At 64.5% G+C, this 18,644-nt stretch carries 26 protein-coding genes and 1 tRNA gene; 10 read left to right on the forward strand and 17 right to left on the reverse strand.

From position 1 onward, the window contains the following. The first annotated feature begins 2 nt into the window (after window positions 1-2). Window positions 3-758 (forward strand): alpha/beta hydrolase, encoded by a 756-nt coding sequence (locus AAG821_RS03670; protein WP_341910151.1) that lies wholly within the window; start codon window positions 3-5, stop codon window positions 756-758. On the opposite strand, the gene AAG821_RS03675 is transcribed toward AAG821_RS03670, so the two are convergent. Next, window positions 748-1,620, reverse strand: a complete 873-nt coding sequence (locus tag AAG821_RS03675; protein ID WP_341910150.1) for an SDR family oxidoreductase — start codon at window positions 1,618-1,620, stop codon at window positions 748-750. The two genes, AAG821_RS03670 and AAG821_RS03675, sit on opposite strands and share 11 nt — an antisense overlap. A gap of 90 nt (window positions 1,621-1,710) precedes the next feature. Here AAG821_RS03675 and AAG821_RS03680 point away from each other — a divergent pair, with 90 nt between their 5' ends. Beyond that, a complete protein-coding gene (locus AAG821_RS03680; RefSeq protein WP_341916210.1) occupies window positions 1,711-2,481 on the forward strand; it encodes a tetratricopeptide repeat protein in 771 nt (256 codons plus the stop codon). Here the strand turns inward: AAG821_RS03680 and queG are convergent. From queG to AAG821_RS03695, 3 genes are read right to left on the reverse strand one after another with little or no spacing between them, the layout of a single operon-like run. Continuing rightward, window positions 2,468-3,529, reverse strand: a complete 1,062-nt coding sequence (gene queG, locus AAG821_RS03685) for a tRNA epoxyqueuosine(34) reductase QueG (RefSeq protein ID WP_341910146.1) — start codon at window positions 3,527-3,529, stop codon at window positions 2,468-2,470. The two genes, AAG821_RS03680 and queG, sit on opposite strands and share 14 nt — an antisense overlap. Beyond that, window positions 3,513-3,863, reverse strand: a complete 351-nt coding sequence (locus AAG821_RS03690) for a RidA family protein (protein WP_341910144.1) — start codon at window positions 3,861-3,863, stop codon at window positions 3,513-3,515. The genes queG and AAG821_RS03690 overlap by 17 nt, the downstream gene beginning before the upstream one ends. A gap of 28 nt (window positions 3,864-3,891) precedes the next feature. Beyond that, window positions 3,892-4,560 (reverse strand): glutathione S-transferase family protein, encoded by a 669-nt coding sequence (locus AAG821_RS03695; RefSeq protein WP_341910142.1) that lies wholly within the window; start codon window positions 4,558-4,560, stop codon window positions 3,892-3,894. A 60-nt stretch (window positions 4,561-4,620) separates the two neighbouring features. Between AAG821_RS03695 and AAG821_RS03700 the strand changes: the two genes are divergently transcribed. From AAG821_RS03700 to AAG821_RS03720, 5 genes are all read left to right on the forward strand, one after another. Beyond that, on the forward strand, window positions 4,621-5,247 hold the full coding sequence (locus AAG821_RS03700; RefSeq protein WP_341910140.1) for a glutathione S-transferase family protein: 627 nt from the start codon (window positions 4,621-4,623) through the stop codon (window positions 5,245-5,247). Between the two features lie 395 nt (window positions 5,248-5,642). Further along, on the forward strand, window positions 5,643-6,029 hold the full coding sequence (locus AAG821_RS03705) for a metalloregulator ArsR/SmtB family transcription factor (RefSeq protein ID WP_341910138.1): 387 nt from the start codon (window positions 5,643-5,645) through the stop codon (window positions 6,027-6,029). A 35-nt stretch (window positions 6,030-6,064) separates the two neighbouring features. After that, entirely contained in the window at window positions 6,065-6,604 is a 540-nt protein-coding gene (locus tag AAG821_RS03710; protein WP_341910136.1) for an SRPBCC family protein, read from the forward strand. Between the two features lie 23 nt (window positions 6,605-6,627). Continuing rightward, window positions 6,628-7,101: an SRPBCC domain-containing protein gene (locus AAG821_RS03715; RefSeq protein ID WP_341910134.1), complete on the forward strand. Its 474-nt coding sequence runs from the start codon at window positions 6,628-6,630 to the stop codon at window positions 7,099-7,101. Between the two features lie 30 nt (window positions 7,102-7,131). Then, window positions 7,132-7,554 (forward strand): YciI family protein, encoded by a 423-nt coding sequence (locus AAG821_RS03720; RefSeq protein WP_341910132.1) that lies wholly within the window; start codon window positions 7,132-7,134, stop codon window positions 7,552-7,554. Window positions 7,555-7,558: 4 nt separating this feature from the next. Here AAG821_RS03720 and rutD read toward each other — a convergent pair whose 3' ends face one another. From rutD to phhA, 10 genes are all read right to left on the reverse strand, one after another. Beyond that, window positions 7,559-8,332, reverse strand: a complete 774-nt coding sequence (rutD, locus tag AAG821_RS03725) for a pyrimidine utilization protein D (RefSeq protein WP_341910130.1) — start codon at window positions 8,330-8,332, stop codon at window positions 7,559-7,561. A gap of 6 nt (window positions 8,333-8,338) precedes the next feature. After that, window positions 8,339-8,731 carry a pyrimidine utilization protein C gene (gene rutC, locus AAG821_RS03730; RefSeq protein ID WP_341910128.1) on the reverse strand — a complete coding sequence of 131 codons (393 nt, stop codon included), beginning with the start codon at window positions 8,729-8,731 and terminating at the stop codon, window positions 8,339-8,341. 36 nt (window positions 8,732-8,767) lie between these two features. Next, on the reverse strand, window positions 8,768-9,514 hold the full coding sequence (gene rutB / locus AAG821_RS03735; RefSeq protein ID WP_341910126.1) for a pyrimidine utilization protein B: 747 nt from the start codon (window positions 9,512-9,514) through the stop codon (window positions 8,768-8,770). Window positions 9,515-9,726: 212 nt separating this feature from the next. Beyond that, on the reverse strand, window positions 9,727-10,014 hold the full coding sequence (locus tag AAG821_RS03740) for a copper-binding protein (protein ID WP_341910123.1): 288 nt from the start codon (window positions 10,012-10,014) through the stop codon (window positions 9,727-9,729). Between the two features lie 3 nt (window positions 10,015-10,017). Next, window positions 10,018-10,482, reverse strand: a complete 465-nt coding sequence (locus tag AAG821_RS03745) for a cupredoxin family protein (protein WP_341910121.1) — start codon at window positions 10,480-10,482, stop codon at window positions 10,018-10,020. A gap of 10 nt (window positions 10,483-10,492) precedes the next feature. Then, window positions 10,493-11,857 carry a copper oxidase gene (locus AAG821_RS03750; RefSeq protein ID WP_341910119.1) on the reverse strand — a complete coding sequence of 455 codons (1,365 nt, stop codon included), beginning with the start codon at window positions 11,855-11,857 and terminating at the stop codon, window positions 10,493-10,495. Window positions 11,858-11,867: 10 nt separating this feature from the next. Then, the gene (locus tag AAG821_RS03755) at window positions 11,868-13,280 is read right to left on the reverse strand and encodes a TolC family protein (RefSeq protein WP_341910117.1); all 1,413 of its coding nucleotides are present in this window, start codon (window positions 13,278-13,280) and stop codon (window positions 11,868-11,870) included. Further along, window positions 13,277-13,621, reverse strand: coding sequence for a hypothetical protein (locus tag AAG821_RS03760; RefSeq protein WP_341910116.1), 345 nt, complete (start codon window positions 13,619-13,621; stop codon window positions 13,277-13,279). Before AAG821_RS03760 ends, AAG821_RS03755 begins: the two co-directional genes overlap by 4 nt. A gap of 79 nt (window positions 13,622-13,700) precedes the next feature. After that, window positions 13,701-14,132, reverse strand: a complete 432-nt coding sequence (locus AAG821_RS03765; RefSeq protein ID WP_341910115.1) for a hypothetical protein — start codon at window positions 14,130-14,132, stop codon at window positions 13,701-13,703. Between the two features lie 56 nt (window positions 14,133-14,188). Then, complete coding sequence (gene phhA / locus AAG821_RS03770) at window positions 14,189-15,067, reverse strand: phenylalanine 4-monooxygenase (protein WP_341910113.1); 879 nt, start codon at window positions 15,065-15,067, stop codon at window positions 14,189-14,191. A gap of 135 nt (window positions 15,068-15,202) precedes the next feature. Between phhA and AAG821_RS03775 the strand changes: the two genes are divergently transcribed. Further along, complete coding sequence (locus AAG821_RS03775) at window positions 15,203-15,670, forward strand: Lrp/AsnC family transcriptional regulator (protein WP_341910111.1); 468 nt, start codon at window positions 15,203-15,205, stop codon at window positions 15,668-15,670. A gap of 139 nt (window positions 15,671-15,809) precedes the next feature. Then, the gene (locus AAG821_RS03780; protein WP_341910109.1) at window positions 15,810-16,154 is read left to right on the forward strand and encodes a hypothetical protein; all 345 of its coding nucleotides are present in this window, start codon (window positions 15,810-15,812) and stop codon (window positions 16,152-16,154) included. 55 nt (window positions 16,155-16,209) lie between these two features. Here the strand turns inward: AAG821_RS03780 and AAG821_RS03785 are convergent, their stop codons facing one another. Further along, window positions 16,210-16,536 carry a cytochrome c gene (locus tag AAG821_RS03785; RefSeq protein WP_341910108.1) on the reverse strand — a complete coding sequence of 109 codons (327 nt, stop codon included), beginning with the start codon at window positions 16,534-16,536 and terminating at the stop codon, window positions 16,210-16,212. Window positions 16,537-16,541: 5 nt separating this feature from the next. Next, window positions 16,542-17,474: an N-formylglutamate amidohydrolase gene (locus tag AAG821_RS03790; RefSeq protein ID WP_341910106.1), complete on the reverse strand. Its 933-nt coding sequence runs from the start codon at window positions 17,472-17,474 to the stop codon at window positions 16,542-16,544. A gap of 176 nt (window positions 17,475-17,650) precedes the next feature. On the opposite strand from AAG821_RS03790, the gene AAG821_RS03795 reads away from it, so the two are divergent. Further along, window positions 17,651-17,725, forward strand: a tRNA-Val gene (locus AAG821_RS03795). A gap of 19 nt (window positions 17,726-17,744) precedes the next feature. On the opposite strand, the gene AAG821_RS03800 is transcribed toward AAG821_RS03795, so the two are convergent. Beyond that, window positions 17,745-18,644: an alpha/beta fold hydrolase gene (locus tag AAG821_RS03800; RefSeq protein ID WP_341910104.1), complete on the reverse strand. Its 900-nt coding sequence runs from the start codon at window positions 18,642-18,644 to the stop codon at window positions 17,745-17,747.

Genomic DNA, 18,644 nt, shown 5'->3' on the forward strand with positions numbered 1-18,644 from the left:
GGATGAGCGAAACACAGTATCTGTCCAGACCCGACGGCACCCGCCTCGCCTATTGCGCCACGGCCGCCAGGCGCACCGACAAACCCGGCATCCTGTTCTGTGGCGGCTTCAAATCCGACATGACCGGCACTAAGGCCATGGCGCTGGAGGCTGCAGGGCGGCAGCAGGGCCTGGGCTTTGTGCGGTTTGACTATTTCGGTCATGGCCAGTCGGATGGTGCCTTTCTCGATGGCACCATCGGCCGCTGGAAAGAAGACACGCTGGCGGTTCTGCGCGAGGTCTGTGTCGGGCCACAGATCATTGTCGGCTCCAGCATGGGCGGCTGGCTCGCCACGCTCGCCGCCCTCGCCCTGCCCGATCGCACCGCCGGCCTGGTGCTGATCGCGCCGGCGCTGGATTTCACCGAAGACCTGATGTGGGCCGGCATGAGCGAGCAGCAGCGCGCCGTGCTGCTGCGGGATGGCATCCTGCGCGAACCGTCGCAATATTCCGACCAGCCCTATGAATATACCCTGAAGCTGATCACCGAGGGCCGCGAGCACATGATCCTCAAGCCCGGCATCGCCTATGACCGGCCGGTGCGCATCCTGCAGGGCATGGAAGACCCCGATGTGCCCTATATGCATGCGGTGAAAACCGTGGCGGCCTTCCAGGGTGGCGATACGCGGCTGACGCTGATCCGCGATGGCGACCATCGCCTCTCAAGACCGCAGCATCTGGCCCTGCTGACCGAAACCGTGCTGGGCCTCAGCCGCTGACCGTTGGCAGCAGCGCAGCCAAACCTTCGCGATAGGTCGGATACTGCAGCGTCACGCCCAGTTCGGTCTTGATGCGGTCGTTGCGCACACGCCGGCTATCGGCATAGAAGCTCACCGCCATCGGTGAGAGATTGGCCGCGGCAAAGGGAATCTCCGGCGGCACCGGCAGCTTCAGCAGTTCGGCGGCATAGGCCACCACATCCTGCGGCGGCGCCGGCTCGTCATCGGCCAGGTTATAGATCGCGCCCGGATTGGGGCGCGCCATCGAGGCCTGCAGCACACTGGCGATATCCGCGACATGGATGCGGCAGAAGACCTGGCCCGGCTTGTTGATGCGATGCGCCGTGCCGCGTTTGACGCCTTCCAGCTGGTTGCGGCCCGGGCCGTAAATACCGGCGAGCCGGAACACATGCACCGGCACACCATGCTCGGCCTGCAGTCTCAGCCAGCCGGCCTCGGCTTCAGCCCGGCGCCTGCTGCGCCCCTGGGTCGGATGGATCGGCGTGGCCTCATCCACCCATTCGCCTTTCCGGTCGCCATAGACCCCGGTGGTGGAGAGATAGCCGAGCCATTTCAGGTTTGGCAGCTGCGCAATATGCGCGCTGTGCCAGCGCAGCACGGCATCGGCTTCTTCCTCGGCCGGCACCGAGATCAGCATATGCGTGGCTGGCGCCAGCACGGCTGGATCGCTGAGCGGCGCAGTGCCGTCGAAAACATGGCTGTCATAACCCAGAGCGGCGAGATTGGCCGCTTTTTCCAGACTGCGGCTGGTGCCGATCACACCCCAGCCTTCGGCATGCAGCCGCGCGGCTAGCACCTTGGCGCTGAAGCCCAGCCCGAAGCAGAACAGTGTGCCACTCATCGCAATCCGATACCTTGCTTTTGTCCGATGCCTTGCTTTTGCCATGTCACGGCGCCACTCTGCCGCGCCATGATCCCTGCCCTCAAGATAATGCGCCTGACGGCATTCGCCAGCCTTGGCGTGCTGCTGATTCTGCCGCTCGCTGTTATGGCACAACAGGCGACCCAGCGCTCGACCGTGCTGCAGGATGCCGCCTATCAGGACTGCCTGGCGGCAGTGCGCAAGAATCCGGAAGAGGGCTTCGCCCATGCCCAGCTCTGGCAGGCCACTGGCGGCGGCCTGCCGGCCCAGCATTGCGCGGCACTGGCGCTGGTGGAACTGAAGCATTACGGCGATGCCGCCGACCGGCTGGAAAAACTGCTGCCGCTGGCCGAGAAGCAGGCACCGCATCTGACCGTGGCGATCCTCGACCAGGCCGCCAATGCCTGGCTGCTGGCCGAGCAGCCCCAGCGTGCCAGGCAGTTGCTCGACATTGCGCTGAAGGCCGCGCCCGATACGCCGGACCTGCTGATCGATCGCGCGCTCGCCTCGGCGGCACTGAACGACTATGCCGCCGCGCGCAAGGATCTCGATATCGCGCTCTCAGCCGATCCGACGCGCGAGGATGCCCTGGCGCTGCGCGCTTCGGCCCGCCGCCAGACCGGCGACATGACCGGCGCACTGGAAGATGCCGAAACGGCACTGGCGATCCAGCCGCGCCTGCCCGAAGCCCTGCTGGAGCGCGGCATTCTGCGGCTGAACAAGGGCGACAAGCGCGGCGCGCGCGAAGACCTGATCCAGGTGCGTCTGCTGGCGCCCGATACGCCGGCCGCGGTTTCCGCCGGCCAGTATATCGAACAGATGGACGTCAGGCAGGATTAGCGGCGCGCTGCTGCAGCGCCTGCAGGGCCTGCGCGCGTACCACAGCGGCAGGATCCTGCGACAGCTGCTGCAGGACCGCCGTCGCCGCCGGATCGCCGCTGTTGCCCAGCGCGACACAGACATTGCGCATGAAGCGGTCGCGGCCGATGCGTTTCACCGCCGTCGTGGTGAAGCGTTCGCGGAAGCCGGCATCGTCAAGCGCAGCCAGTTCCAGCAACAGCGGTGCATCCAGTTCGGGGCGCGCCTGCAGCGTGATTTCGCGCGCGGCAGAGGCAAACTTGTTCCACGGGCAGACGGCGAGGCAGTCATCGCAGCCATAAATGCGGTTGCCCATCACATCTGCGAATTCCGAAGCGATCACACCATCATATTCGATGGTGAGATAGGAAATGCAGCGCCGCGCATCGAGCTGGTAGGGTGCCGGAAAAGCCTGGGTCGGGCAGATGTCGAGGCAGTTGCTGCATGACCCGCAGTGATCGATTTCCGCATCATCAGGCGGTAATTCGGCCGTGGTGAGGATCAGGCCGAGAAACAGCCAGGAGCCGAAATCGCGCGAGACTAAATTCGTGTGCTTGCCCTGCCAGCCAATGCCGGCCGCAGCGCTCAACGGCTTTTCCATCAGTGGCGCGGTATCGACGAAAACCTTTACGTCGTTGCCGGCCTGCCGGTGCAGCCAGCCGGCCAGGCTTTTCAGCTTCTTCTTGACCACCAGATGATAGTCGCGGCCCTGCGCGTAAACCGAAATTGCCGCGCGATCTCTCTGCGCCAGCACCTCAAGCGGATTGCGGTCGGGGCCATAATTGAGGCCCAGCGCGATGATGCCGCGCGCTTCGGGCCACAAGGCATTGGGATGGCGGCGGCGCTCGGCCTTGTCTTCCAGCCAGCGCATCTCGCCATGACGCTGCAGCGCCATGAATTCGTCGAGCCGCGCGGCGAGTTCGGGGCCGATGCGGTCGGCCGCTGTGAAGCCGACCGCATCGAATCCTTCCGCCAGCGCCTGCTGGCGAATCCGTGTCTTCAGGTCGTCTGGATCAACCGATCGCGGCAATGCAGGCGATCTCGACCTTGTAGTCCGGCGCCGCCAGCTTGGACTCCACGGTGGCGCGGGCCGGTGTGTTGCCCTTCGGCACCCAGGCATCCCAGGCTTTGTTCATGTCAGCGAAGGTGCTCATGCTGGCGAGCCAGATGTTGGTCGACAGGATCTTGGTCTTGTCGGTGCCGGCTTCCTTCAGCAGCCTGTCGATCTGCGCGAGAATCTGTTCGGTCTGGCCGGTGACATCGGCCTTCGGATCGGCGGCCACCTGGCCGGCCAGATACACGGTGTTGCCATGCACCACGGCCTGGCTCATGCGGGGGCCGACATCGATGCGACGGATGCTCATAGGTAATCTCCTGGGTTGGGTCGGTTTTTCAGAAATCCAGATCGGCGTAATGCTTGGGCGGCGGCAGGCCGGGGATATGGTCGGCAAGCAGCGGACGGAAACTGGGCCGCGACTTCACCCGCGCATACCAGTCATGGGCACCGGGATGATCGGCCCAGGACACATCGCCCAGATAATCGAGGCAGCTGATATGCGCCGCGGCCGCGATATCGGCGAGCGAGAAATCGTCGCCGGCGAGCCAGTTGCGGCGCTCGGTGAGCCAGGCGATGTAGTCGAGATGGATTTTCATGTTCTGGTGCGCAATGCGGATCACGGATGATTCCGGATGCCCCATGCCCATGAAGCGCTTCATCACCTTTTCAAACACCAGCGGCTCGGAGGCCTCGGGCCCGAATTTGTGATCCCACCACGACACCAGCCGGCGCGTTTCGGCGCGGCTCGGCGGATCGAAGCCGATCAGCATCTTGTTGGGATAGACCTCGTCCAGGTATTCGCAGATCGCCTGGCTGTCGGCCAGCACGCGGCCGTCATGCTCCACCAGGACCGGGCCGTTGCCGCTCGGGTCCATGGCGAGGAATTCCGGCCGCCGCTCCCACAGCTTCTCGACCTCGAGATCGAATTCGAGCGCCTTCTCCTTGAGGAGGACGCGGACCTTGCGGGACTGCGGGGAGAGCCAGAGATGGTACAGCTTGCGCATGGCGGCAGAGTCTAGTCGTATTCGGACGAACGAAAAAGCTTGAGGGAGCAACGAATCGCCATGCTGAAAATCTGGGGCCGTGCCAGTTCTGTCAACGTCCAGAAGGTGTTGTGGGCGGCCGAGGAGCTTGGGCTGGCCTATGAGCAGATCAATGTCGGCGGCGCTTTCGGCGGCAATACCACGCCGGAATATCGCGCGATGAATCCCAATGGCCTGGTGCCGGTGCTGGTCGATGCCGATGGCAGCATCCACTGGGAGAGCAACAGCGTGGTACGCTACCTCGCCGCCAGATACGACCCCACTGGCACCGGCCTGTGGCTGGCCGATCCGGCGCAGCGCAGCCTGGCGGACCGCTGGATGGACTGGGCGTCGAGCCTGATCGGCGAGCCGATGCGGGTGCTGTTCTGGGGCTTCGTGCGCGATCCGGTCCATGCCGACCTCAACGCCATGAGCCGCGCGGAGGAGCAGGCGGCCGAATACTGGGCCCGGCTGGACGCACATCTGGCGGGCCAGCCCTTCGTGGCCGGCGACCGGCTGACTGCGGGCGATATTCCGGCCGCCTGCCAGCTGCAGCGCTGGCTGAATTTCCCGATCACCCGGCCCGATCTGCCGCATCTGGGCGCCTGGCATGGACGCCTGGCCCAGCGCGCCGGCTATGCCCGGCATGTCATGGTGCCGATGACCTGAAACGGCCAGAATCGTCCTGGAACAGCGTTTACCGCGTTGCTCGCATTTGCGCAAAAACCGCGTTTTTGCCCCTATTTTAAGGGAACTCTGGTCAAAAGCGGGCTGATTTCGACAAAAACAGCCTTAAGCAGGCCTGAAATAGCCTCTCTGAAGGGTGTTTTGGGCTGTTTTGAACGAAAACGCTCGAAAACGCCCCTCTCGGGTTGCCCGAAATGGCTATAGCGGGGGATTTTAAGGGCGATTTTCTCCCAGAATAGCTATGGCTTCGATTCCTCCTGCAGTTGGATTTTCTGCGTGGCGACCAGCCGGCGCGGAGCCTGAAATTCTGTCTTGACGGTCAGGATCGCCTCCTATATTTAACCTATTAGTTATTTAACCTAATTGGAAACTATAGAATGTCGCCGGCGCAGCATCGCCATGTTCCCGACCATCTCAGCGCCACCCTGTCGGCGCTGGCCGACCCGAACCGGCGCGCCATCCTGGCGCGGCTGGCGCAGGGTCCGGCGCCGGTCGGCAGCCTGGCGGCCCCGCTCGGCCTCAGCCTGCCGGCAACCTCGAAACACCTGACGGTGCTGGAGCGGGCCGGACTGGTGTCGCGACACCGGCGGGCGCAATGGCGCGACTGCCGGCTGGAGGCCGCACCCCTACGCGAGCTGGCCGGCTGGCTGCAGACCTATCGCCGCTTCTGGGACGACAGCATGGAGCGCCTGCACGCCTATCTCGAACAGCTGCAATCCCAGCCGGACCCTGCGGCCGGCGATCAGAAGCATCCCGGCCGATAACCCTCCCCTGTGCCTCATCATCGAAAGAACACGCCATGCTGAAAATTCTCATTGCCGTTGCCGTCATCCTCGTCGTCGCCATCCTCGGCGTGCTCGCCTATGCCAGCACGCGGCCCGATACCTTCCGCGTACAGCGCTCGGCCAGCATCAAGGCGCCGCCGGAAAAGATTTTCCCGCTGATCAACGATCTCCAGGCCTGGCGCGGCTGGTCGCCCTACGAGAAGAAAGATCCTGACATGCAGCGCCGCTATAGCGGGCCGGCCGCCGGCAAGGGCGCGCATTATGCCTGGGATGGCAACAAGGAGATCGGCGCCGGCAGCCTGGAAATCGTCGAAAGCGTGCCCAGCAGCAAAATCGCCGTGCGGCTGGATTTCATCAGGCCGTTTGAAAGCACCAACCGCGCCGAGTTCACGCTGGCGTCGAACGGCGACAGCACCACCGTGACCTGGGCGATGACCGGGCCGCTCACCCTGATGTTCAAGCTGGTCCATATGATCTTCAATTTCGACCGGATGGTTGGCAGCGATTTTGAAGCCGGCCCGGCCGATCTGAAGATGCTGGCCGAAACCCGTTGATCCCGGAAAGGAGACCGCATCCGATGTCTGCAACACCGAAACCCGACAAGGCCCCCGATCTTGTGCTCAACCGCGTGTTCAACGCGCCGCGCGAGCGTGTTTTCCGCGCCTGGATCGATCCGCAGCAGATGGCGCAGTGGTGGGGACCGGAAGGCTATACCGCGCCGGTCTGCGTGCTGGACCCGCGGCCCGGCGGCGCCTGGCTGGTGCATATGCAGGCGCCCGACGGCCATGTACAGCCCATGGGCGGCCTCTATCACGAAATTGCCGAGCCTTCGAAGATCGTCTGCACCACCTGGGTGAAGGACGATGCCGGCCGCTACCTGGTCGAGGCCTTTCATATCGTCACATTCGAGGCGACGCCCGACGGCAGGACGAAACTGCGGCTGGAATCCACCCTGGTGCAGCTGGCGCCGGAATGGTCGGCAGCGCGCGACGGCATGAAAGAAGGCTGGAGCACCAGCCTCGACAAGCTCGACGGCCTGATGACGGCTTAACCGGATTTTCTTTTCAGAGGAGAACAGCCAATGCGCGTGATGGTGATCGTGAAGGCGACGAAGGACAGCGAAGCGGGCATCATGCCTTCGACCGAGCTGCTGGAAGCCATGGGCAAGTATAACGAGGAACTGGCCAATGCCGGCATCATGCTGGCCGGCGACGGCCTGCACCCGTCATCGAAGGGCAAGCGCGTGGCCTTCGATGGCCCGAACCGCACGGTCATCGACGGGCCGTTTGCCGCCACCAGCGAGCTGATCGCCGGTTTCTGGATCTGGCAGGTGAAAGACATGGCCGAGGCGGTCGCCTGGGTGAAGCGCTGTCCCAACCCGATGCCGGGCCCAAGCGAGATCGAGATCCGGCCGCTGTTCGAGATGGCCGATTTCGGCGAGGCCCTGACACCGGACGTGGCCGAACTGCATGAGCGCGTCGGCGAAAAAATAACCGGGCGTTGACGCCTCAGCCGGCAGTCAGGAACTCGACCAGGCGGCGGTTGAACGGCGCCGGGTCGCTGACCGTGCAGGCATGGCCACCCTCGGCGGTGAGCCAGAAGCGGGCCTGCGGCAGGCCCGCCGCCAGCTTCTGCGAGGCCGTCCAGGGCACCAGGATATCGTCGCGCGAGGCCGCCACCAGGGTGGGCGCGACGACCTGATCGAGCCGGTCGCTGGCATCATAGCTCAGCAGCGCATCGATACGCTTGAGCAGATTGGCGCTGCCCTGGAAATGCCGCTGCGCCTGCACGGCCTCTTCCGCCAGCTGCGCACTGCGCTGCGCCAGCCATGCGGCGGGATAGAGGAAAATCGGCTGTGCCTGCAGATAGGCTTCCACGCCGACATGCAGCAGCAACTGCCGGCGCATGGCAAAGCAGCGCGCCGTATGGGCCTCGGCCCGGCCCCAGGCATTGACCAGAACCAGGCGATCGAGCCGCGCGGGTGCACGCAGCGCCAGTTCGAGGCCGATCAGGCCGCCGAGCGCATGGCCGACCATATGGACGCGGGCAGCACCGAGACTATCCAGAATCTGCACCACGTCGTCGGCCATGGCGGCGATATCGTGGCCATCGGGCAGCGGGCCGGCATTCTGCCCGGTGCCGCGATGATCGTAGAGCACGACGCGGAATTGTTCTGACAGCGCCGCCAGCTGCGGCAGCCAGAAACCGCCCAGCCCGCCAAGACCGGCCGACAGCAGCACCGTGGCAGCGGCTTCCTTGCGGCCATGAACCTCGTATTGCACGCTGCCTCAGCCCTTGCTGCCGATATGGGCGATGCTGGCGATCTCGATCAGCGCATCGGGCTTGACCAGGCCGCACTGGATGCAATAGCGCGCCGGCTTGTCGCCGGGAAAATACGTGGCATAGACGGCGTTGATCGCCGCGTAGTTGGCCCAGTCGGTGATGAAGATCGAATTGAAGGTGATGTCGGCCATGCTGCCGCCGGCGGCTTCCACCACCGATTTGATCGTATCCAGCACAACACGGGTCTGCGCCGCGGCATCGCCGACATGCAGCACATTGTTCTCCTTGTCGAACGGCAGGGTGCCGGAAACATAGAGCACGCCATCGGCCAGTGTGCCGGGTGAATAGGGTGCGAGCGGTTTGCCCGAACCGGGCGGAATGACAGCCATCATCGGCATGCAGGAACTCCCAGGTGTGATGCGGCGTGGATCGCGTCAGGCTTCGGCCGGCGGACTCTGTGCGACGGTGCCGCAGAAGTCGGCCACGGTGGACACCCAGCCGAAGAAGGTCTCGATATTGTAAAGCGCAGCGGCCTGCACGAAATCAGGGCCGGCCGCATGGGTGCCATCGGCCAGCGCGACACCGAAATATTCGAGATGGAAGGCATCGCGCAGCGAGGATTCGACGCAGACATTGGTGGCGATGCCGGTGAAGACCAGTGTGCGGATGCCGCGGGCACGCAGCAGGCTGTCGATATTGGTGTTGAAGAATCCGCTATAGCGCGGCTTCGGCACCACGATGTCGCCGGGCTGCGGCGTCAGCGCATCGACCAGCGCATAATCCCAGCCGCCTTTCGCCAGCAGCTGCCCGGCCAGTTCCGGCTTGCGCCGCATGGTCTTCAGCGCATTCGACTTATACCAGTTGGGCGAGCCCGGCCCGCCGGCCTCGATGTAATCCTTGTCCCAGCCATTCTGGAAATAGATCACCGGAATGCCGGCCGCGCGCGCCGCAGCCGCCGCACGGGCAATCTGCGCGATCACGGTTTCGGTGCCCGTGATGTCGAAGCCGGCACGATCCAGATAGCCGCCGGGCGAGGCATAGGCATTCTGCATGTCGACAATGATCAGCGCCGTTTCGCTCGGCTTCAGCCGCAGCGGTTCGGGCCGGGCCGGCAGGGTAACGACATGATCGGATGCGGCGGCAGGCGCGTAACCGGCGGCAATGGGAACGGACTCGGACATGCACACAGACTCCGGAGCGGACATCGACCCGCTCTTGGCAGGATGCCAGAGTCTTAGCAGGATGCATGCCAGAGGCGGTCCGTGCTGCCATGTCCGGCACAGGAGGCGCAAAACCCGCGCAAACCCGAGCGGGGCCCCACTGTACTGTCATAAAATAACCGGTACAGGCGAAAAAACGGGCGGTCGCTGCCTGCCGCGCAAGCAGCCGGCAATCAGCGCGGCTGTGTCTCGGCTGACTGGATGAAGAAGACGCCGTTTTCTTTCAGGATGATTGCTGCAACGCGGTCGCCGACCTTCAGTCGTTCCAGCAGCGTGGCATCCTTCACCTGCAGCACCATGCTCATGGCCGGCATCTCCAGATCACCGGCGATCGGGCCGTGACGCAAGGTGATCTTGCCGGTGTCCTTGTCGATCTTGCGGATTTCGCCTTCGGTGCGCCCGGTCTGCGCCAGCGCACCAAAGGCGGTAAACACGATCAGAATGCCCGCTATCAGTCGCATCGCTTACCTCCCCACCCGGATATCGCCCTTCATGCCTTTCTCGAAGTGACCGGGAATCAGGCAGGCGAAATCGACACGGCCGGCGGTGGTGAAATGCCAGATCAGTTCGCCGGTATGGGCCGGTGCCACGGTGATGGCATTGGGTTCGTCATGCACCATGGTGGGATGCTTGCGCATCACCTCGGCATGCTCCTGCAGGGCCTTGATTTCGCCCAGCATGAATTCATGCGGCTCCAGCCCGTCGTTCTTCACCACGAAGCGGATGGTTTCGCCACGCTTTACCGCGATGCTGGCCGGCGCGAAGCGCATCGCATCGCTCATGCTGACCATGATGGTGCGGGACACGGCCGATGCCTTGCCGGGCTCGCCAACCGGAGAATGCTGTTCCGGGCCATGGGCGGCCACGGCCAGCGGCAGGAGGCTGAATGCGGCGGCAGCAAAGGCTGCTTTCAGGAATGGGGAAGCCATCGTGATATCCTCAATGCTTGTGTTCGGAGGCGGTCGGGGGAGTCTTCGCCGCCGGCTTGCTGGCCGGCGCAGGCGCGCTGCCTGGTGCGGTGTCGACCTTGTAGGCCACGGTGCCGGGCGGGTGTTTGTACCAGCCTGGATCGCGATAATCGCCGCGCGCCAGGCCCTCGCGCACCTTCACCACGGTGAACATGCCACCCATCTCGATAGGGCCGAACGGACCCTGGCCGGTCATCATCGGCAGCGTGTTGTCGGGCAGTGGCATTTCCATCTCGCCCATATCGGCCATGCCGCGCTCGCCCATGGTCATGTAATCGGGGATCAGCGACACCAGCCGCGGCGTGAGGCCGCGATGGTCGACACCGATCATGGTGGGCACCCCATGCCCCATCGGATTCATGGTGTGATGCGACTTGTGGCAGTGGAAGGCCCAGTCGCCCGGCGCATTGGCATCGAATTCAAACGCCCGCATGGCGCCCACCGGCGCGTCGATGGTGACCTCCGGCCAGCGCGCCGAGGGCGGCACCCAGCCGCCATCGGTGCAGGTGACGGCAAAATCGTAGCCATGCAGGTGGATCGGGTGGTTGGTCATCGTCAGATTGCCGAAACGGATGCGCACACGGTCGCCCAGCCGCACCGGCAGGGTGTCGATGCCGGGAAAGGCCCTGCTGTTCCAGGTCCACAGGTTGAAGTCGGTCATCTCGGCCACTTTCGGCGTGGCGGCACCGGGCTCGATGGCATAGGCGTTGATCAGGAAGGCGAAGTCGCGGTCGACGCGATGCTGGTTCGGATCGCGCGGATGCACGATGAACAGGCCCATCATGCCCATGGCCATCTGCACCATCTCATCGGCATGCGGGTGATACATGAAGGTGCCGGATTTGCGCAGCTGGAATTCGTAGACGAAGGTTTCCCCCGGCTTGATCTGCGGCTGGCTCAGGCCGCCAACACCGTCCATGCCGCTGGGCAACAGTATGCCATGCCAGTGAATGGTGGTGTGTTCCGGCAGCCGGTTGGTGACGAAGAGGCGCACGAAGTCGCCCTCCACCGCCTCGATGGTGGGCCCGGGGCTGCTGCCGTTATAGCCCCAGAGATTGGCCTTCATGCCCGGCGCGATTTCGCGCACCACCGGCTCGGCCACCAGATGGAATTCCTTCCACTGGCCGTTGATGCGCCAGGGTGCCGACCAGCCATTCAGCGTCACCACCGGATGGAATGGCCGGCCGCTGCTGGGCTGCGGCGGCGGCACCATCTTCGGGCCGGGCGATGTGGCCGGCTCGGGCAGGGCAGCCAGTGCCGAGCGGGCGACGGTGGCGGCAGCTACGCCCCCTATGGAGGTGGCGGCGGCGGCAATGAGATTGCGTCGGGTGAACATGATGCTCTCCTTAATGCGCGACTGATGCGGCGCGGCGCGGCAGCAGGCTGTTGCCGCTGCCCGCCATGCCGCCGCTGTCGACCGGGGCAATGGTGACGAAGCTGAGATCGGTATCGGCGATCCAGAAATCGCGCTGGGCCTCCAGCGCCGCCGAGACATCGGCGATCTGCTCGCGCGCATCGGCCAGCAGTTCGAACGTGCTGATCAGCATGCCATTGTAGCGCAGCACCATCTCCTCGCTGGCCTTCTGGCGCAGCGGGATGATCTCGGTCTGGTAATGCCGCGACAGGTCATAGGCCGCGCGATAGGCCAGATAATTTTCGCGTGCTGCCGAGCGGGCCTGTACGGCAGTGTCGGCCAGGGTGTTGACCGCCTGCAGATAAACATGCTCGGCGCGCGTGGCCCTGGCATCGCCGAAATCGAACAGCGGCACTTCGAGCGCAATCTCGTAGCCCTTCTGGTCCGCCTTGCCGGTCTCGCTGTTGCGCTGGTAGCCGACCTCCAGCACGTTGATGAACCGCGTGGCGTTGGTCAGGCCATAGGCCTTGCGGGTGGCGGCGAGATCGGCTTTCGCCATCTGCACATCCAGCCGCCCCGCAATCGCCTGTGCTTCGATGTTGTCCACGCTGCGCGGCACGGCGGGAATATCGGGCAGCCGGTCCGGCAGTTGAAACGCCGTATCGCGACCCCACAGGCCCATCAGACGGGTGAGACGTTCGCGCGCCGCCACGGCCATGACACGGCTTTTCGCCAGCCGCGCGGTGGCATCGGCATAGAAGATCTGTTCGCGCAGAAGCCGGAGCGCGCTGGCATTGCCAACCTGCTTCATGCGGCGCGCCAGCTCTGCCTGGGTCTCGGCTGCATCGCGGATCTGGCCGACATACACCGCCGTCTGCTCGGCCGCGACCGCCTCGTACCAGGCCTTGCGGGTCTGGGCGGCCAGCGACAGCACCGCGGTGGCGGTGCGCAGTTTGGTGGCTTCATAACGGCGCTCTTCGATCCCGGCGGCAAATGGCAGCAGCAACAGACTGAAGGCATCGATGCTGATGCCACGGTCGATTTCGGTTTCATTGCCGCGCCGCAGGCGGGCATAGCTGAGGCTCGGATTGGCCGGCCGCCAGGATGCCGTGAGATCGGCGGCACCGATGCCCAGCTCGGCAAAGCTGCCCTGCAGGCGGCGGTTGTTCAGCAGTGCCACCTGCACGGCATCATCTGCCGTCAGCGGTCTGGCCAGCAGACGGTCGAGCGTCTCGCGCACCGCGCGTTCGTCGTCATCGCTCTTGATCCAGGCCGGACGCTGGCCGATACGCTGCTCGGTGGTGGCGGCCACATCATTGAAGGCGCGCTCGGCCACCGGCCCGGCGCAGCCGGCGGTGACGGCGGCCAGTGCGAGCACTGCGATCCGTTTCTGAACGGTCATCATGGCTGGCGTCCTCCGTGGCGATGGCCATGCGGGCCATGCATCATCGGGCTGCTCATTGTTGGGCTGTGCATCATCGGCATCGCCGGCGCTGCCTGTCCGGCATCTGCGGGCGCAGCGTCCTTCAGGGCTCCGGCATGGCCGCCGGTCTCGCGCACGGCATCGTTGGCCGCACGCCAGTCGCGTTTCTCATCGAACCCGGCCTTGCGGTAACCGGAAAAAGCCGAGCGATACTCCGGCTGCGGCACCGCAACGGTCGCGTCCGCCGGGTCAGCAGCCCATGCCGCCGGCGGCATGGCTGCAATCAGCAGCGCAACCGCTGCCCAATGACATCTCGAAAACATGGAATCACCCTCACCATGATGCGCAATACGACTGCGCTGCGACTGACGGTTGTGTCAGCAATCGCAGCGATACTGCAGATCACAGGCGCGGGGGTTCGTTCGGCTGGGCGGGTGTGATGCCGGCGGGCGCGAGAACGCGGGCCGGCTGATAGTCGTGATAGGCGCCAGCGGCGGTCACCGATGGCGCAGCCGGCAGCACGACACTGGTCAGCGAACAGCTTTTGCACAGCAGACAGCCCTGCTCACAAGGACCAGACGGCGCCGGCATATCATCGGCGGCCGTGTCATCGACTGCGGCACTGCCGCTGCAGTCATGCCCGGCAGCCGATGGCGTAGCGGCATGATGGTCCGGCATGACGGCGACATCCATCTGCACGGCCGGCATTATCGGCATCGCCACGCTATGGGTCACCGAAGCCACCGTGGCCGCGAACAGCAGGCCAAGCACCGCCGTCAGCGCGCAGAAGCGGCGCAACAGGGAAGGACGGACGCGGCGACGGTAAAACAGCATGCCCCTAGATAAGGGCTTCCCATACGGGAAGGTCAAGCGCGATCCCGGTCACGATATCAGGCATCGGCGGTATCGTTTTCCCAGCCGCCCTCCCGCGCGTTCAGGGTGCCGCGGGTGATGACGGCATCCTGCGGCATCACATCGGCGGCCGCGTAATCGGCCTGGCCCGCCAGCTGTGCATACAGCGGGGTGAAGTCCGGTTTGGTGGCCTCAAACAGCTCGTTGAAGCTGCGGATCACGAAATAGCTCTTCTGGAAGGTGTCGATGCGGTAGCGCGTGCGCATCACCCGCATCAGATCGAAGCGGATGCGGTTCGGCGCGGCACTGTCGAGGCAGAAGATGCTTTCGGTTTTCGATGACAGAATGCCGCTGCCGTAGATGCGCAGGTCGCCGTTCTTCTGCTCGATCAGACCGAATTCCACCGTATACCAGTAGAGCCGCGCCAGATGATGCAGGGCATTGAGCCCGTTGGCCTTCAGCCCGCCGGCGCCATAGGCCTGCATGTAATCGGCAAAGACTGGGTTCATCAGCAGCGGCACATGGCCGTAGATATCGTGGAAGCAGTCGGGTTCCTGGATGTAATCCAGCTGCGCACGGGTGCGAATCCACCAAGTGACCGGAAAGCGGCGTGCGGCGAGATGGCCGAAGAACACATCATCGGGCACCAGGCCGGGCACGCAGACAATGCGCCAGCCGGTGGCCTTCTCCAGCACATCCGACAACCGTTCGAAATCCGGCACGCCATCTGCCGCGACACCGAGGCCCGTGAGACCGGCAAGAAATTCGTCACAGGCGCGGCCGGGCAGCAGCGCCGCCTGGCGCCGGAACAGGTCGCGCCAGACCGCGTGGTCTTCCGCCGTGTAGCGGTCCAGCGGCTGGTCATGGGTGTAGTCGGCGCGGAGTTCGAGATCGTCGTGCTGGGCAGCGAGGGCCATGGGGCCTCCGGGGACTGTGGACTCTCTGCTGCAAGGATATGGCGAAAGCCGTGCAAAGACTTGGCAAGTTCCGTTTTATAACCGCCTTATATGCAATAATATGGCGTTTTATGACGGTTTATGCGATAAATGCGCATGCTGCCTGACCTGGATGTTTTCGACCTGCGCCTGCTGGCCGCCCTGCAGACTGATGGCCGCGCCGCCAATGCCGCGCTGGCCGAAAGCGTCGGCCTGAGCGCCAGCCAGATCAGCCGGCGCTTGAGCCGCCTGGAAGCCGATGGGGTGATTGCCGGCTATACCGCGCTGCTGAAACCCGAGGCCGTGGGGCTGACCGTGCTCGCCTTCAGCAATATCTCGCTCGACCGCCAGGCCGAGGCGATGGACGGCTTCGAGGCCGCGGTGCTGCGCTTTCCTGAAATCCTCGAATGCTATTCGGTGACCGGCGAGGCCGATTTCGTGCTGCGTATCGTGGCGCGCGACCTGAAAGCCTTCGCCGATTTCCTGTCAGAACGATTGCTGCGCGTGCCCGGCGTGCGCAGCGTGCGCTCGGCCATCGTGCTGCACCAGATCAAGCACACCACGGCGCTGCCACTATCGATCTGAATCCAACTCTGTGCATGCGTGGGTATGTGTTTTCTGCCAGACATCAATATGCCGCCGATTCGTCTCTCGACCGGCGCGGCGCTTCCCAATCAGACTATGACGCCAATCCCGGCATCATGATCTGATATGGAGTTTTTCAATGTCCTGTCCTGCAATCTTTGGTGATTATGCCCTGCCGACCAAACTGGGCAGTTCGTTTTATCATGCGCAATTGAACGGTGTGGTCACCATCGTGGCGCCGGGAACGAATGTGAATGGTATTCGTCTGGGGACTGGGACAGCACTGGCAGTCACCGACGCAGTGGTTGTTCTGTTTGCCGCCACATCGGCGCCAAGCGGCTACAGCGATACCAGTAAGCAAATCGCCTACCAGTTAGGCGGGGTTCGCGGCACACATATTGATTTGGTGATTCCGGCCGGTCTTGGCCTTTACGCAGCTACCGGCATGAACATCCAGTTCTGCCTGAACTACGATATTCTCTGATTTGAGGACGCGGCGGTCGAAAAATCGATCGCCGCGATCCTAGGATCCAAAGTCTTTACTCGCGCGCGAGCTGGCGCAGCCAGGCGATGATGTCTTCGGTTTCCTGGCGCGACAGCTCGATGCCGCGCATCGGCGGATGCGGCGCCGCCAACCAGCCGCGCAGGCGGGCTTCGTCGGCACTGCGGCCGCGCATCAGCCGCGGCAGCGAGGGTGCGGCATCGCTGCCGCGCGAAGTGGTGCCGTGGCAGGCGACGCACCAGCGGTCGGCCAGGGTGCGGCCCATGGTGGCGTTGCCAACTTCGGCCGCGCGTGCGGTGATCGAAATGCAGATCGCGGGCGCCAGGAGCATGACCGCGAGCAGCAGACGGCGTCGCGAGATCATGGCATTCAATCCTTCAGGAAATCCGGGGTGGCGGAGGCGATCAGCAGTTCGATCAGGCCGGTCATGGCACGTTGCACGCGGATGAAGCCCGCCGATTTGGTGATGCTGGTCTCGTCCATGTAGAGGTCGCGGTTGATCTCGAGCTGCAGCGTATGCAGCCCCTGGTCACGGCGCGCGTAATGCTGGGTGATATAGCCGCCGGCATAGGGCTTGTTGCGCGTGGTGCTGAAGCCGCAGGAGGCAAGATAGCCCTCGACGCGGTCGACCAGCCGGGTGGGGCAGGACACGCCGTGGAAATCGCCGATCACCATATCGGCGCGGCGCTGGCCCGCATCGGGCATGTTGTTGCCGCCGACGCTGGGCATCGAATGGCAATCCAGCAGCAGCGCCACGCCGTGGCGGGTCCTGGCCTCTGTCAGCAGGCTTTGCAGCGTATCGTGATAGGGGCGCCAGCAGGTCTCGACGCGGCGCTCGGCCTCGGCAAACGGAATCTTGCTCTTGTAGATTTCCAGGCCGCCGGCAACGACGCGGGCGATGGTGCCCAGCCCGGCGCCGATCTTGCTGCTTTCGGTAACCACATGGGGCGGCAGCGGCGCATCGAACATGCCGGGGTCGAGTTCGTAGGCCGAGCGGTTCGGGTCGCAATAGGCACGCGGGAACAGCGCCTCCAGCAGCGGCGCACCGCGCGAGGGGCCGTCGGCGTAGAGTTCGTGGATGAAGGCATCTTCCGAGCGGCGCAGCGTCAGCGGATCGAGCTGGCTGTAAGCCTTGAAGCTGGCCGGGTAGATATCCCCCGAATGGGGTGAGGACAGCACCACGGCACTGGCCGGGCCGGCAAAGCCGGCATCCTGCGGCCGGGTGACCCGCAAGGGCGGGTTGGCCGGAAATTCAGGGTCGGGCCGGAAGGCACGGGCTTTGATCGGAGCGCTGCTTGTCATCGAATCCTGGGAAGCCGGAGAACCGGGGCAATTGGCCAAGACAATTAAAGGGAGAATATGGGCCATCCGGGGGAGGCTTGCCAACCGGCCCGGCAGCGATTAAAAGCCTGCCGGTCCGGTCGACCCCCGGACTTTCCGTCCAAGAGCCTCTTTCTGGGACTGAAACAGCGCGTAACGGGCGGTTAGCTCAGCGGTAGAGCACTACCTTGACATGGTAGGGGTCACAAGTTCGATCCTTGTACCGCCCACCACGCGCCTCTCCTCCCTGCCTCAAGGCTTGAGCCCGGCGAGATAGGTCTCGACCAGCGGTCCCCAGAGCTGCGCGCTGCGATAGGCGAGCAGGAAGCCATGGCCGTCTGTGCCCTGCGCCGGCAGCATATGGAATTCCGCCCGGCCGCCACCGGCCACATAGGCCGCATGCATCGCCCGCGACAGATCAGGTGCGAAGAACGTGTCGTTCTGGGTGTAGATCCACAATGTCGGGATGCGAGCCGTCTTGCCGTAGGCGCCGGCCGCCTCGACCAGCCGCTGGGGCACGCAATTGGTGTTGGGCCGCCCGCCGACCCAGCCACCGCGCCCACCGGCGAAATTGATGATGCCGGCGACACCCTGCGGGTTGCGGCTGCTGTAGGCGAGGCTGCCCCAGCCGCCGGCCGACTGGCCGACGATCACGGTGCGGCCCGGCTGCACATAGGGCAGCCGGTCAAGATAGCGCACGGCGGATTCGATATCCTCCGCCGTGGCCAGGCCGCCACGGGCGAAATCCGGATCAGAGCAGCGGCCATATTCCTCAAGCCACGGACCGCTGGTTTCGCCATAGCCGCGCCGCAGCGGCATCGCCACGACATAGCCGCGGTTCAAAAACCATGCGGCGGGTTCGGAATCGCAAGCATAGGGTTTCACCGCCGGCCGCTGGCCGCCATTGGCCGGCGAGCCGTGGTTGAGCACCATCAGGGGCGCCGGCGTATCGCCCGGAACCTTGTCGACCGTGGGCCGGCAGACCTGGGTCACCAGCACCCAGTTCGGCGGCTGCGCGGCAAGAGACGGAATCCAGTGCATCTGTTGGCGATGCGGCCCTTCCGGGGTGCCGCGCGGGCCGCTTTCATAAGCTGGTGCCGGTGCAGGCAAAACCAGCAGAAGCACCGCCACTGCCAAGCATATTCGGATCAT

The organism is Ferrovibrio terrae (genome assembly GCF_943372915.1).
In the GTDB taxonomy this organism is placed as follows: Bacteria; Pseudomonadota; Alphaproteobacteria; order Ferrovibrionales; family Ferrovibrionaceae; genus Ferrovibrio; species Ferrovibrio terrae_A.

Coding starts and splice junctions, on each gene's coding strand:
- AAG821_RS03670 (WP_341910151.1), top strand. CDS start 3: ATGAGCGAAACACAGTATCTGTCCAGACCCGACGGCACCCGCCTCGCC.
- AAG821_RS03675 (WP_341910150.1), bottom strand. CDS start 1,620: ATGAGTGGCACACTGTTCTGCTTCGGGCTGGGCTTCAGCGCCAAGGTG.
- AAG821_RS03680 (WP_341916210.1), top strand. CDS start 1,711: ATGCGCCTGACGGCATTCGCCAGCCTTGGCGTGCTGCTGATTCTGCCG.
- AAG821_RS03690 (WP_341910144.1), bottom strand. CDS start 3,863: ATGAGCATCCGTCGCATCGATGTCGGCCCCCGCATGAGCCAGGCCGTG.
- AAG821_RS03695 (WP_341910142.1), bottom strand. CDS start 4,560: ATGCGCAAGCTGTACCATCTCTGGCTCTCCCCGCAGTCCCGCAAGGTC.
- AAG821_RS03700 (WP_341910140.1), top strand. CDS start 4,621: ATGCTGAAAATCTGGGGCCGTGCCAGTTCTGTCAACGTCCAGAAGGTG.
- AAG821_RS03705 (WP_341910138.1), top strand. CDS start 5,643: ATGTCGCCGGCGCAGCATCGCCATGTTCCCGACCATCTCAGCGCCACC.
- AAG821_RS03710 (WP_341910136.1), top strand. CDS start 6,065: ATGCTGAAAATTCTCATTGCCGTTGCCGTCATCCTCGTCGTCGCCATC.
- AAG821_RS03715 (WP_341910134.1), top strand. CDS start 6,628: ATGTCTGCAACACCGAAACCCGACAAGGCCCCCGATCTTGTGCTCAAC.
- AAG821_RS03720 (WP_341910132.1), top strand. CDS start 7,132: ATGCGCGTGATGGTGATCGTGAAGGCGACGAAGGACAGCGAAGCGGGC.
- rutC (WP_341910128.1), bottom strand. CDS start 8,731: ATGCCGATGATGGCTGTCATTCCGCCCGGTTCGGGCAAACCGCTCGCA.
- rutB (WP_341910126.1), bottom strand. CDS start 9,514: ATGTCCGAGTCCGTTCCCATTGCCGCCGGTTACGCGCCTGCCGCCGCA.
- AAG821_RS03740 (WP_341910123.1), bottom strand. CDS start 10,014: ATGCGACTGATAGCGGGCATTCTGATCGTGTTTACCGCCTTTGGTGCG.
- AAG821_RS03745 (WP_341910121.1), bottom strand. CDS start 10,482: ATGGCTTCCCCATTCCTGAAAGCAGCCTTTGCTGCCGCCGCATTCAGC.
- AAG821_RS03750 (WP_341910119.1), bottom strand. CDS start 11,857: ATGTTCACCCGACGCAATCTCATTGCCGCCGCCGCCACCTCCATAGGG.
- AAG821_RS03755 (WP_341910117.1), bottom strand. CDS start 13,280: ATGATGACCGTTCAGAAACGGATCGCAGTGCTCGCACTGGCCGCCGTC.
- AAG821_RS03760 (WP_341910116.1), bottom strand. CDS start 13,621: ATGTTTTCGAGATGTCATTGGGCAGCGGTTGCGCTGCTGATTGCAGCC.
- AAG821_RS03765 (WP_341910115.1), bottom strand. CDS start 14,132: ATGCTGTTTTACCGTCGCCGCGTCCGTCCTTCCCTGTTGCGCCGCTTC.
- phhA (WP_341910113.1), bottom strand. CDS start 15,067: ATGGCCCTCGCTGCCCAGCACGACGATCTCGAACTCCGCGCCGACTAC.
- AAG821_RS03775 (WP_341910111.1), top strand. CDS start 15,203: ATGCTGCCTGACCTGGATGTTTTCGACCTGCGCCTGCTGGCCGCCCTG.
- AAG821_RS03780 (WP_341910109.1), top strand. CDS start 15,810: ATGTCCTGTCCTGCAATCTTTGGTGATTATGCCCTGCCGACCAAACTG.
- AAG821_RS03785 (WP_341910108.1), bottom strand. CDS start 16,536: ATGATCTCGCGACGCCGTCTGCTGCTCGCGGTCATGCTCCTGGCGCCC.
- AAG821_RS03790 (WP_341910106.1), bottom strand. CDS start 17,474: ATGACAAGCAGCGCTCCGATCAAAGCCCGTGCCTTCCGGCCCGACCCT.
- AAG821_RS03800 (WP_341910104.1), bottom strand. CDS start 18,644: ATGATCCGAATATGCTTGGCAGTGGCGGTGCTTCTGCTGGTTTTGCCT.